1 protein-coding gene is annotated in these 851 nt (G+C 66.9%); it reads left to right on the top strand.

Going from position 1 to position 851, the window contains the following annotated elements:
- Positions 1 to 851, top strand: an 851-nt coding sequence (locus FQ668_RS27275) for an Ig-like domain-containing protein (protein ID WP_144180744.1), incomplete at both ends; no start/stop codon positions are given.

The raw sequence follows: 851 nt of genomic DNA on the forward strand, positions 1-851 counted from the left end.
AACGACGGCAGCACCTTGCAAGTCACCCTCACCGACGCCGCCGGCAACGTATCGCAACCGGGCTCGGTCACCTCGGCCGACTTGCTGCCGCCAACGCAACCGACTGACTTGGCCCTGGCCGATGGCGTCACCTTCACCGGTCGCGGCGAGCCCGGCGCCACCGTGCAGGTGCGCGATGCCGGCGGTACTGTCATTGGTACTGGTGTCGTCGGTGCCGACGGCCTGTTCAGCCTCACCCTCTCGCCTGCCCAAGCCAACGGCGAAGCACTCGACGTGCGCTTGGTGGATGCCGCCGGCAACGCCTCGGCGCCGCTGCAGTTCGATGCGCCGGACATTACACCGCCCGATGCGGTCACCGACATCCTGGTCGGCCCAGGTGGCACAGCCCTGAGCGGTCGCGGCGAGCCAGGTGCCACTGTCGAAGTGCGCGATGCCAGTGGCACCGTGATCGGCACGGGTGTGGTCGGTGCCAACGGCACCTTCCTGATCGATCTCGCCCCGGCCGCTCAGCCAGGCGAGCAGTTGAGCCTGGTGCAGACCGACCCAAGCGGCAATGCTTCGGTGGCTACCGAGTACGACGTACCATTGACCACCGCGCCCGACAGCCCGAGCAATCTGGCCATCGATCCTGATGGCACCACCCTCACCGGTACCGCGCCTGCTGGCAGCCGTGTGGAGGTGCATGATGCCAACGGCACGTTGATTGGCAGTGCCATTGCCAACGCCGATGGCAGCTTCAGCATCGAACTGAATCCCGCACAAGCCAACGGCGAACTGCTGGACGTGGTCGCCATCGATGACGGCGGCGTTTCCTCGCTGCCCGCACAGATCACCGCGCCCGACATCACCGC

Origin of the sequence: Pseudomonas sp. Kh14, assembly GCF_900291005.1 — a bacterium.
Taxonomy (GTDB): Bacteria; Pseudomonadota; Gammaproteobacteria; order Pseudomonadales; family Pseudomonadaceae; genus Aquipseudomonas; species Aquipseudomonas alloputida.